Consider the following 12470-nt stretch of genomic DNA (forward strand, 5'->3'; position numbering starts at 1 on the left):
TTTGTAAAGATTGGTCGAAAATAAGGTTAAAATAGTGAAATAAAAAAGCCCTATAAATTAAAATAGAGCTTCTAAATTGGATTTATTTAGTCTTTAAGCGAGTAAATCTGTAAATTTTAATATAAATAAATCAATAACCTCAATAACAATGAGAATGATAATTATCCATTCTAGTTTACTACTTTCTTTATGAAACATAATATCTTTAAAGAGGTCTAAATTCTCCTTAATAATACTCAGTTGTTGGTTGATAATTGTGTAACGCTCTTTTAAATCGAATACTTTTTTCACAGAATTATTTAGATTGTTTAAGACTTCATCTTCCCAAGCTGCTTCCGGAGAGTCGAAAATATAGAGGTTTTCAGAAATTTTGTTTTTTATGTTTAAAACCTTCCCAATGTAACGCTTCAACGTTTTACCAGAAATATCTAGTTTTCCGTTAGCCTCAAGGAAGCTCGTATGCTTTCTTGTATCTTCTAATAGTGTTTCAGTCGTCTTTGCATAGGCATCAAGAATTACGGATTGAGATAGATTAAGCATAATTAATCGTATTTTTTCTGAATCCTTATCCATTATTGAAATAGCATCAAAGGTCGTTGTAAAAGCAGGCTCATTAGTTACTACCTCAACAGTTTCAAAAATGGCAGTTTCTGTAGTTGTTTTTGGCTTATGAAGATTAAGAATATGTGCCTTTATACGTTTAACTTCGTTATTATCTAAATTGAAATAACAGATGACGCCATATTTTAAAATATAGTAGTACTTATCTATTGCATATTGAAAAAAAAGCTCATCTCTATCCGAAAATAAAAGTTGGTCTTTGTTTTGACTTTTAATGGCTTTAATGTTAAAGTTATCTGCTTCTAGTAAAGCTAATGCTTTTGTTTTCATATTGAAAAAGCGGTCCGAAGACCGCTATAAATTGATTATTTATTTTTCTACTTAAGCAATTCTAAGCTTATAATTTTGAAGACTTCGTATTCTTCATCGTCATCATCCATTTCGGTTTCTACAACATATTTTATTTTAAATTTCTTGTTAGCAAAATCACCTTTCGTTAAATCAAACTGATTTTTTGAAACTTCGTTCTGACTAGAGAATGCGTATTGCTTTTCGTCTTTGTCTTCAAAATAAAACGTCTCGTCTTCGTACTCTATAAATGTTGCTTCTAGAGTAAACACTTCTGGCTCTTGTACCAAACTAAAGCCTACAAACATTGCAATAAATAATGCTTTCATTTTAAATAATTTTAAAAGTTAATATCCGTCGCATGTGCGCACACTGACCGCTATTCTGCAATCTCGAGAATATCACTTTCATCAAAATCTTCGTATTCAAAGTCTTCATCCTCGTCGTCGTAGTCGTAATCGTCATCCTCAGTATCGTGTTCTTCCATTGCAATCACTAACTTTTTACTGATTTTAACGAGATAAATCGTATCTTCTGTCCTAACCTCAACGCATTTTACCGTTTCGCCTTGAGCGTTAACAAAAGAAATAATATGTCTGTCGTCGTATCCATCTGGGTACGCATTTACCAGCAGGTCTAAAATGTCTTCATTTAGCTTAGCAAAATCGACAATAACACGTTTTAGTTGAATTGTATCTTTCATTTATTATAAACCTAATAGGTAAGCAAAAATTAAAGGCGCTACAATAGTGGCATCACTCTCTATTATAAACTTTGGAGTATCTATATCTAGTTTTCCCCAAGTAATTTTCTCATTTGGCACTGCACCACTGTAAGATCCGTAACTTGTTGTAGAGTCGCTAATTTGGCAGAAATAACTCCAAAACGGTGTATCTGTACGTTCCATGTCTTGGTATAACATTGGTACTACACAAATTGGGAAATCTCCCGCAATTCCACCACCAATTTGGAAGAAACCAATTCCATTTTCTGAATTATCTGTATACCAGTCTGCTAAATACGTCATATATTCAATTCCGGATTTTACGGTACTTGCTTTTAGCTCACCTTTCATGACATAGCTTGCAAAAATATTGCCCATTGTGCTGTCTTCCCAACCAGGAACGACGATTGGCAAATTGGCTTTTGCAGCTGCGTACATCCAAGAGTCTTTAATGTCTATTTCGTAATGCTCTTCTAAAACACCAGACAATAATAATTTGTACATGTACTCATGCGGAAAATAACGCTCGCCTTTAGCTTCGGCATCTTTCCAAATTTTTACAATGTGTTTTTGGATTCTACGAAATGCTTCTTCTTCGGGAATACAGGTATCCGTCACACGATTTAGGCCACGCTCCAGCAAATCCCATTCGTCTTGGGGTGTTAAATCTCGATAATTTGGTACGCGCTCATAATGGCTATGCGCCACTAAATTCATGATATCTTCTTCAAGGTTTGCACCCGTACAAGAGACGATATGTACTTTGTTTTGGCGAATAACTTCAGCAAAAATCTTACCCAATTCCGCAGTACTCATAGCACCAGCCAAAGAGACTAACATTTTAGAACCGCCATTTAATTGAGCTTCGTAACCTTTTGCCGCATCGACTAAACTTGCGGCATTAAAGTGCAAGAAATATTTTGATATAAATTGAGATATTTCGCCTTTAGAATTCATTATCGCTGTACTTTAATTTATTAATAACCGTATCTTTTTGTGCATTGTATAAATCTTCGTTTTCATCGTCTACATCTTGCTCAAAAAATTTATAGCTTAGCATTTTGTAATACAATTTTGCAGCTACAAAGTCTGAAGATTTATCGATATCGTTAGGGCATAATTCTACAATATCGAAGCCTACAACGTTCTTCTCTTCAAACACCTTTTTAAGAAACTCTAACGTCTCGTACCATAACAATCCACCCGGTTCTGGTGTACCTGTACTTGGACAAATCGAAGGGTCTAAAGCATCTAAATCGAAAGTGATGTAAACATTATCTCCCAAGGCTTCAACAGCGTTATCCATCCAATATTCATCTGTATTCATGTCCTCAGCAAAGAATACATTATCCTCGTTCATTACCGTTTTTTCTGTAATATCCATACTTCTGATTCCCACTTGAACAAGGTTTGTTGTTTCGTTAGCTTCGTACAATGCACAAGCATGGTTGTATTTAGAGCCGTTGTACGACTTACGTAAATCTGCATGCGCATCGATTTGTAGTACTGATAAATCATTAAAACACTCGTTAAACGCACGGATAGCACCAATAGAAATAGAATGCTCGCCGCCGACCATGGTTACAAACTTATTTCGCTTTATGTATTTTTTTATAAGCTCATGAACAGCATTGACCATGGCTTCTGGCGACGTATTTTCTAGAACAGGCTCGGTTAAATGTATGCCTTGTTTGTAAACTTCGGAGTCTGTCTCGATATCGTAAAGCTCCATATTTTCTGAAGCCTGTAAAAAAGCCTCTGGACCTTTATCAGCACCTTTTCCCCAAGTACTTGTGCCATCGTATGGCACAGGAACTAATACAATTTTTGATGTTTCTAAACCAGCATAGTTATCTTCTATACCAGCGTAATTTTTTGAAGTATTCATTTTTAAAATTAAATATGTTGTGTTGTAATTATTGAACTATTGTTGAAGCGATATTAGCTTCATTTGTTATTGACTCTAGGTCTTGATTAATTCCGTAATCATATCCTAAAATGGATAGTAACTGCTCCGAGGTTTGCTGTTCTGCAAAAACGGAAGTTATTATCTCACCCGCTTCGTTTCTGTCTATCAAAATATGTTTTGGTGTTGGAATTAAGCAGTGTTGTAATCCACCAAATCCACCAATAGTTTCTTGATACGCACCGGTATTAAAAAAGCCGATATACAATGGTTTTTCTTGCGAATATTTTGGAAGATAAATCGCATTCATGTGCTGCTCGCTATTATAGTAATCGTCACTATCGCAAGTTAAACCGCCTAACAAAACGCGCTCATATTCTTTGTCCCAACCTGTAATTGGCAACATTACAAAACGCTTATTAATTGCCCAAGTATCTGGCATTGTGGTAATAAAAGATGAATTAATCATGTTCCATTTCTCACGGTCGTTTTGTTTCTTTTGATAAAGCACTTCGTAGATTGCGCCACCAGCTTCACCAACGGTAAAACTTCCGAATTCTGTAAAAATGTTTGGCACATCTACACCAGCCTCATCACAAGTTTGTTTGATTTGATTAATAATCTCATCGACCATGTACTGATAATCGTATTCAAAAGCTAAGGAGTTTTTTATTGGAAAACCGCCACCTATATTTAAACTATCTAAAGTTGGGCACTCTTTTTTAAGGCTTACATACACCTTCATACATTTTAGGAGTTCGTTCCAATAATAGGCCGTGTCTCTAATGCCTGTATTTATAAAAAAATGAAGCATTTGCAGAGTCACTTTTGGGTTGTCTTTTATCTCGGTATTATAAAATGGGACAATGTTTTTATATCCAATACCTAGGCGTGATGTGTAAAACTCAAACTTTGGCTCTTCTTCAGATGCTATGCGTATGCCTATATTGTAAGTTTGATCAATCTCTTTGTCTAAAAGACTAATTTCCTCGTAGTTATCTATGATAACTACGCAGTTTTTGTGACCATTATTTATAAGTCGTGCAATATTCTTAATATATCTATCGCGTTTAAAACCGTTACTTACTACGAAGGTATCATCTGTTATTTTTCCTTGCGCTTTTAGATTTTCTACAATATCAATATCGAAAGCCGAAGATGTTTCTATATGTATATTGTTTTTAAGCGCTTCATCCAAAACATGCTTAAAATGTGAGCTTTTTGTACAATAGCAATAGTTATAATTACCGTTGTAATTATGCTTAGCAATAGCATTTGCAAACCAACTTTTTGCTCTGTTAATGTTTTCAGAGATTTTTGGTAAGTAGGTGAATTTTAGTGGTGCACCATATTGCTCGATAAGTGCTTTTAAGTCTATTCCGTGGAAGTTTAATTCGTTGTTATTTAAAGTGAATTCTTCTTGAGGAAAATCGAAAGTTTGATCAATAAGATCAAAGTATTTAGTTTTCATTGTAAAAATTTGAAATATTAGAACTATTAAACGCTGCTGGATTTAGCAACAAAGAAATGTGTACGAATACTTCAAATACGAAAAATAAAAACAGTAGATGGATTAAAGGTATTTTCCTCTAATACTTGGAAAGCTATTTTAATTTCAGAAGTCAGCCTAATAATTCGGTTTCCTATCCCTAAGACTGCTTTTGGAGTAGACTTCTTTATCCTCCTAAGCCCGAACCTGAAAAAAGATTTCATAGTAATAAAGGCAATGCGTTCTTAATTACTGAACTCATTTTGCACGACAAATGTATAAAAAAAATGAATTCGCAAACTTTTTTTAAAAAAAATTAAGCTTTAATAGTTTAGTCCTCCAAACCACAATAATAATCCAAAACTTTTACTCTTAGCAAATACTCATATTTTGCATTAGCTAAATTCACTTTTGCATTATCTAGATTATTCTTACTTATGATATAATTCAAAAAGTTAGAAACTCCATTATTAAAACGTATCTCATTAATTCTATAGGATTCTTGATAAGCATCAACCTGACGTTGCAAACTTTGGTAACGATTATAAGTTGCTTCCATATCAAAATGGACTTGAGCAATCGTATTTTTAATATCAAGATGTGTACGCTCTAATTGCAAGAGACTTTCCTCTACATTAATTTTTTCTTGAGCTACATTATTCTTTGCTCTAAAACCATTAAGCAAAGGTACGCTCACTGAAACCCCAACAACTGTATTAAGATTATTATCTAACTGGTCATTGTAATCGATACGCTGTGCATCAAAATTCGTTTGCTCTGATTGTACAGATAAATTTTGCCCATCTACATTTACAAAATCACCTGTGTTTACTATACTTGTACCTGTTGCATTAAATATTTGTGCTGCGCTAGAATAATTACTATTAATCCCTGCAAAAACTGAAATCTCAGGAGTAAATTGTGCTTTAGCTACGCTGACACCTTTCTTAGAGGCTTTAAGTCTTAACTCTTGTGCTTTGACTGTTGCTAAATTCTCTAAAGCAGCTTTAAAAACATCGTCAGAAGACAAACCATATTTTTCAATATCTAGCATAACATCTAAAGTCTTTATGTCTATGTTATTTTTAAGATTTAACAATTGAACTAAACTTAACTTTGTACTATTATAATTACTTTCTGAAGTTAAAACACTCGTCTCATCACTTGCTAACTGCCCTAAAATATCGTTATAATCAGCAGGGTTACCAGATTCGTTTTTATAAAAATCCTCTTGAATTTTAAGTTGCTGCTTAGTTGTTTCTAATCTCGCTTTGTTTAAATCTAATACAGCTTTCGCGTTTAATACTTGAAGATATGTTAATGTAACATTGAGTACTAAATCTTGTTTAGCGGCTTCAGTCTCCATTTCTGAAGCCTTCCTATTTAGTAGATTCTGTTTTGCTGAATTTAATAATCTAAATCCGTTAAAAATGGTCATATTTAAGCTTAAACCTAGATTTGAAAACGTGAGCTCTTGATTGATGAAATCGTTAGTAAATGGGTCGATACTACGACCATCATTGACACCCAAGTTAAAATTACCATTAACAGAAGGCGCCATATCCCAAAGGGATTGTCTGTAATTTATTTTTGCAGAATTGGCACGCAAGTCTGTAGATTTTAAATCAAGATTATTTTCTAAAGCAATAAAAATACATTCGTCTAAAGTGTAAGACTTCACTGCTGAATTTTGACTGTATCCTCCTAAGCTCGTCACAAAAGCGAAAGCAATTATTACATATTTAAGCTTCATAATGCGTTGTTATTCTTCGACTATTTTTCCGTCGAGTAGATTAATAATTCGAGAGCCATAAACTGCGTTTTGTTCTGAATGCGTCGCTTGAATTATGGTGACACCTTCTTTATTTAATTGAGAAAAAAGCTCCATAATTTCTGTGCTTTGAGTGGAATTGAGGTTACCTGTTGGTTCGTCTGCCAAAATCAATTTTGGCTTACCAATCAATGCTCTAGCTATTCCAACCAGTTGTTGCTGTCCGCCACTTAGTTGCTGAGGGAATAAATCTTTCTTACCTACAATATTGAATCTATCGAGCATATCAGCAACTAACGCTTTACGCTCTGATGATTTGATATTTTTGTACAACAGTGGCGTTTCAATATTTTCCCAAACGTTAAGCTCATCTATTAAGTGATAAGCCTGAAACACAAAACCAATGTATTCTTTATACAATTTTGAACGATTTTTTTCCTTCATACTATGCACTGGCTCGCCTAAAAAGGTGTAGCCGCCGCCTGTAAATTCGTCGAGCATCCCAATGCAATTTAGCAGTGTTGATTTCCCTGAACCTGATGGTCCCATAAGTGAGATAAATTCGCCTTCGTTGACTTGAAGATTAATCTTATCTAGTAAAGTGACTTTATTACTACCTGAATTTACTGTTCTGGTAGCTTCGTTTAAACTTAAAAGTTTTGTGTTCATTTTTTGATTGATTTATTCCGTTTTTAAACTATTTACTGGGTTAGCAATTGCTGCTTTTACAGCCTGAAAACTTACTGTGGCCAAAGCAATAACTACTGCTAAAATACCTGCTATAACAAATACAAGCCAGTTGATTTCTATACGATAGGCGTAATCTTGAAGCCAACTGTAAGTTGCATACCAAGCGATAGGCACAGAAATGATAATAGAGATACCAACAAGCTTTAAGAAGTCTTTTGATAATAACTTAACAATACCCGAAATACTTGCACCCAACACTTTGCGTACACCTATTTCTTTACTTCTTTGTTCCGCGGTATAGGCCGCTAAACCAAACAAACCAAGGCAAGAAATGAGTATGGCTAGGATGGCAAATATTTGTGAGAGCTCACCAACTAATTGTTCGTTTTTAAACTTAGCATTAAAAGTATCATCGACAAACGTGTACTCAAAAGGATAGGCCGGATTATGCGTTTTCAACACCGTTTCGATATCTGAAAGGGCTCTATCCATAGGTACTCCATCTTTTGTTTTAATAAACATGTATCTGGCGTATGGCGGATAATTCATAAACAACACTGGGTCGCTTGTAGAAAACATATCGCCATAGATGTAGTCTTTTACCACACCTACAATTTCTAACCTGTCATCACCACGTCCAATGATGTTTCCTATTGGATTTTCATCACCCATTAGTTTTGCTAAGGACTCAGAAATTAAAACGCTTGTACTATCAATCTCATGGTTTTTATTAAACCCACGACCTTCTATGATAACCATTCCTGTGGTTTCAAAAAAGCTTTCTGTTACATTTCTAAACGAGATTAACACATCTTCGGTATCTGTACCACCTTTCCATGTAAAACCAGAGCCATTGTTGCCTCCTGAAGTTAATTCAGAATTACATAGCGTGGCATTTTTTACAGAGCCTGTTCTTATTAATTCCTTTTGAATGACATCGAATTTAGGTATAAACTCACGGTCAATTCGCATGGAGAGCAATTGCTCCTTATCGTAGCCTAATTCTCTGTTTTTTGCATGCTGAATTTGCTGATAAACTAATATGGTAAAAATGATAAATACTATAGAAATTGTAAACTGTCCTACAACTAATCCTTTTCTGATAACATTAGCAGATTTTTGCGATACTTTTAAACCTTTAAGCACCTCAACTGGCTTGAAAGATGATAGGTAAAATGCCGGGTAAAGACCTGCAAAAACGCCACAAATCGTTGTAATACTTAAAAGCACAAGTATATGTATAGGATTACCCAAACCAAGGGTTAAGTCTTTTTCTATAATAAGGTTGAATTGCGGTAATAAAACAGCCAAGAAAACAACACTCACCAAAGCAGCAATAAAGGCTAAAATTAAAGATTCAGAAATAAACTGCGTTATTAACCTACTTCGACTAGACCCCATAGCTTTACGTACACCAACTTCATTTGCGCGTTTTTCGCTTCGGGCGGTAGACAAATTCATAAAGTTGATACAAGCAATGAGTAAAATAATAAACGCAATAATGGTAAAAAGTCTAACATAGGTAATGCGTCCACCGACAATTTCACCGCCTTCAAACTTAGAGCGCAAGTGCCAATCTTTTATACTGTGTAAAAATGCGTAAGAATCGTTATCATCGTCCTTTTGTTGCATAAATTGGCGAAGCTTGCCGTCTACGGTTTCAAAATTAGCTTCGGGCGAAAGTCTTACAAAAGTATCTGAGAAGTTGCTGCCGTATTCGGTCATCCACTCAGCACCATCACTATAACGCTCAAAAGGGGCAACCCAATCTAACGGAAAAGTCACATTTTTAGGCAGATTTTCTATAACGCCAGTGACCAAATAATTATCTTTATTACTCACTACAACTATATTTCCTAATGCCTTTTCGCCTTTACCAAACAGTTGTTCTGCAGTTTCTTGGGTAAGTACAATGGCTTCGGGGTTAGTAAAAGCAGTCTCACGATTACCTTCAATAAATTTTAAACTAAATATATCTAAGAAGTCTGCATCTGCATAGCGTCCTCGTTTGGTTATGGAGTTATCGCCGACCTTAAACAAACGCTCCTCTGAGCTAGACCGCGTTGCTTTTTCTATACCAGGAATTTCATTTAGCATGTCTTTTGCCAAAGGACCTGGTGTTGAGTAGAATGTACGCCACTCGCCTTCGTAATTTTGGTTGGTTGGTACGTAATAGACTTGGTCTTGGTTAGGAAAAGACGTATTAAAACTTACCTCATCCTCTACCCAAAGAAAGATTAAACTGGCACACGTAATTCCGATGGAGAGCCCAAAGATATTTAGAAAACTGTACCCTTTGTTTTTAAGTAAACTTCTGAAAGCGATTTTGATATAATTGATAATCATAGGTTTTGATTTTTTTGATTGATATCTTATTTACCAATACTATAGTTAAGATGATGCCAAAGATATAAATGTCTGTTTTTCAGTATTTTGAAATAAATTCAAAATTTATTAGTGTTCGATTTTGATACAGTTTTTGTTCGTTACTGAACACTTAAAATTTAGTTTTATTCTGACCTTAAAGAATTTACTGGGTTTGAATTAGCCGCTTGTAATGTTTTTATACTTATAACCAGTAAAGCAAAGAAAATCATCGCAACACCACCAACTATAAATGCTATAAAACTTATCGATATTTTATAGGTGAAATCTTGAAGCCAGCTATATATACCATACCATGCTAAAGGTGTAGCTATAACAAAAGCAATAGCAACAAGTATTAAAAACTCTTTACAAAGCAAAGTGTTGATTTGTAATAATGAAGCCCCAAGGACTTTACGTACTCCTATTTCTTTTACGCGACGGTTTGTTGTATAAATAACGAGACCTAATAATCCTAAACAACTAATTAAAATTGATAAGCCCGTAGCCCAATTCAATAATTTTGAAATCTTCTTTTCTCGATTGTAAAATGTTGCAATGGTCTCGTCCATAAACTGAACACGATAATCTTCCGTCTCCGTATATATAGATTTATATGCATCTTCAATTTTAATTAATGTAGACTTTAAATTCTCTGGAGATTCATTATGAAAAGAAACATGTACAGCTTGAAACTGACTAAATTGGGGACGATACCAATCACCTCTAAGCGCCATTGGTTTTATTTCAGATTTTAAAGAACGTTGATTAAAATCGGCCATAACACCAACAATAGGCGTTTGCTCATCATTAACCGTTAAAGTTTTACCTATTGCATCTTGTGGCGAATTGAAACCTAATTTTTTGAGCAATGTTTCATTTATTACCAATTCTCTCACTGTGTCGTTTCTATGCACTCTACCAGCCAACAAGTCTAATTCAAATAAATTGGCATATTTGGTATCTCCAAACAAATATTGCATTTCAGACTTAATGATTTCCTCTTCATCTGTATACGTGATGTTAGTCGTATTTGTAGAATATGATGCCGGAGCATGACTCCCCAGACTTACTGACTTTATCTCTGGAATAGCTCTTAATTTCTCTGCATAAAGTTCTTTTTTAGAGAGTTCACTTTCACTTCGCGGTGAATAAACTGAAACTATAGCATCAGTCTTAAACCCCATATCCTTATTCAATAAATAATTGATTTGCTTACCTACCAGCAAAGTCCCTATGATAAAAACTTGGGCTATGGTGAATTGAAATACCGTTAAAAATTTTCTCAATCTTACTTTCTTCTCACCTGCTGCCATATGATTTTTCAGTACAGATACTGTATTAAATTTTGAAAGCACTAATGCTGGATAAAAACCTGACAAAATTGTAACTACTAAAAGAAGAAGAAGGATACTCAATACGATTAATGGTGCTTTAAACAATTCGAAACTCAAATCTTCTGGCACAAAATCTGAAAATACATTAATCAACCATTTAGAAAGTGCAATTGATAATAGGGCTGAAAAGAAAACTAACAAAAATGTTTCTCCCATAAATTGCCCAATTAATTGCTTTCTTGAGCTTCCTAGTGTTTTTCTTATCCCTATTTCCTTAGCGCGTTGGGATGCCTGAGCTGTATTGAGATTAATAAAATTGATACAACCTAGTAATAATAAAAACAGAGCTACCAAAGCTAAATTACTGAGTAAAGATTTACTTGCTTGACCTTTCGACCAATCGTAAATACCATAGTCTTCATTAAAATGAATATCACTCAATGGTTGTAATTGAAATTTCCTAGACATCTCATACTTTTTATCATCTTCATCTGTATGCTCTAAGGCCAAATCATCAAGTCGCTTTTGAATTGAAGCCACGTTTGCAGATTCTGTTAGTTTTACAAATAACTGAGAATCGGAGTTGGTATTACTCCATTTTCGCTCTAGAAGCTCCCCTCTCCTATCTGTCTGTAAAAGAGTTTGATGAGAAACAAATTCCTTAAAAACAAAATCGGTTCGGTTTTTAAAATTCTCAACAACTCCAGAAACAGTGATATTTATAGAATCGTTATAAACCAGAGTCTTACCTATTATATCTGCTGGAGCTGTATTGGGGAAATATTCTTTGGCACGAGTTTCAGTGAGGATTACATTATTTGGCTTATCTAAGGCTGTAGATTTATCGCCAGCTATAAACTTATAATCGAAAATATTAAAATAGGCTTCATCTGTATACATCACAAAATTAGGCCATTTAAACTCCGTGTTCTTTGCCTTATTCTCTACCTTAGATGGTCTGTTAATGTAGAACTCAGTAATGTTTTCAAAATTTAAATTATCAGCTATAGCGTCCTTTAATGCTAGGGTTACTCCTGAATTATGAAATTTCCCTTGTGGTGTCTTAAAATCTGAAACGACCCTGTAAATACGGTCTCCATCTTTATGGAAATCATCGAAGGTATAGTCGTAATAAATCATTAAACCAATAACAAAAGACGCACTTAGACCTATGGTAAGACCAATAACATTTATAAGCGAAAACACTTTGTGCTTCATGATATTTCGCCATGCTATTTTGAAATAATTCTTAATCATGATTTCTGTTTTTAATTGATGAT

The 12470-nt window shown here is 34.4% G+C and carries 10 protein-coding genes; all 10 read right to left on the reverse strand.

The genetic code is table 11. The features are described from left to right. Positions 1–93: 93 nt before the first annotated feature. Complete coding sequence (locus BUB95_RS01670) at positions 94–891, reverse strand: RMD1 family protein (protein WP_073082170.1); 798 nt, start codon at positions 889–891, stop codon at positions 94–96. A 47-nt stretch (positions 892–938) separates the two neighbouring features. Next, positions 939–1238 carry a hypothetical protein gene (locus BUB95_RS01675; protein WP_073082173.1) on the reverse strand — a complete coding sequence of 100 codons (300 nt, stop codon included), beginning with the start codon at positions 1236–1238 and terminating at the stop codon, positions 939–941. Between the two features lie 50 nt (positions 1239–1288). After that, entirely contained in the window at positions 1289–1612 is a 324-nt protein-coding gene (locus BUB95_RS01680; protein ID WP_073082176.1) for a hypothetical protein, read from the reverse strand. A gap of 3 nt (positions 1613–1615) precedes the next feature. Then, the gene (locus BUB95_RS01685; protein WP_073082179.1) at positions 1616–2590 is read right to left on the reverse strand and encodes a deoxyhypusine synthase family protein; all 975 of its coding nucleotides are present in this window, start codon (positions 2588–2590) and stop codon (positions 1616–1618) included. Beyond that, complete coding sequence (gene speB / locus BUB95_RS01690) at positions 2580–3521, reverse strand: agmatinase (RefSeq protein WP_073082181.1); 942 nt, start codon at positions 3519–3521, stop codon at positions 2580–2582. Before speB ends, BUB95_RS01685 begins: the two co-directional genes overlap by 11 nt. 28 nt (positions 3522–3549) lie before the next feature. Then, the gene (locus BUB95_RS01695; RefSeq protein ID WP_073082184.1) at positions 3550–5010 is read right to left on the reverse strand and encodes a type III PLP-dependent enzyme domain-containing protein; all 1461 of its coding nucleotides are present in this window, start codon (positions 5008–5010) and stop codon (positions 3550–3552) included. Positions 5011–5359: 349 nt separating this feature from the next. Next, entirely contained in the window at positions 5360–6781 is a 1422-nt protein-coding gene (locus BUB95_RS01700; RefSeq protein WP_073082187.1) for a TolC family protein, read from the reverse strand. A gap of 9 nt (positions 6782–6790) precedes the next feature. Beyond that, a complete protein-coding gene (locus tag BUB95_RS01705) occupies positions 6791–7468 on the reverse strand; it encodes an ABC transporter ATP-binding protein (RefSeq protein ID WP_073082190.1) in 678 nt (225 codons plus the stop codon). Between the two features lie 12 nt (positions 7469–7480). Further along, positions 7481–9835: an ABC transporter permease gene (locus BUB95_RS01710; protein ID WP_073082193.1), complete on the reverse strand. Its 2355-nt coding sequence runs from the start codon at positions 9833–9835 to the stop codon at positions 7481–7483. A 164-nt stretch (positions 9836–9999) separates the two neighbouring features. Then, positions 10000–12447, reverse strand: coding sequence for an ABC transporter permease (locus tag BUB95_RS01715; protein WP_073082196.1), 2448 nt, complete (start codon positions 12445–12447; stop codon positions 10000–10002). Between the last annotated feature and the right edge of the window lie 23 nt (positions 12448–12470).

Origin of the sequence: Winogradskyella jejuensis, assembly GCF_900129745.1 — a bacterium.
Classification (GTDB): Bacteria; Bacteroidota; Bacteroidia; order Flavobacteriales; family Flavobacteriaceae; genus Winogradskyella; species Winogradskyella jejuensis.